1 protein-coding gene is annotated in these 228 nt (G+C 51.8%); it reads right to left on the bottom strand.

Annotated features, from left to right (window positions below):
- Positions 1-228 (bottom strand): YfeC-like transcriptional regulator (locus AOA59_RS26465; protein ID WP_099489619.1); only part of this gene is annotated, 228 nt, incomplete at both ends.

Raw genomic sequence — 228 nt, 5'->3', positions numbered from 1 at the left:
ATCCGATAATCCCTTCCCGCAGAAGCAAGGATGTAAACTGTTTTTGTTCAACTGGCGTCATCTCTTTCGCCAGTGTCACCAGCAATACTTCAAGCGGCGCATCACCAGAAAGGGCAGGCGCTTCTCCCTGACCTTCTGGACGTTCAGCATTGCGAATATATTCACGAACCTGTTCATTGACGTGAACCAGTCGGGCTTTGCCACCCTGGACGCCAGGTTTTGGTGACG

The organism is Pseudomonas sp. 2822-15 (assembly GCF_002742515.1).
Taxonomy (GTDB): Bacteria; Pseudomonadota; Gammaproteobacteria; order Pseudomonadales; family Pseudomonadaceae; genus Aquipseudomonas; species Aquipseudomonas salomonii.
This window is presented reverse-complemented; position numbering and strand designations above follow the sequence as displayed.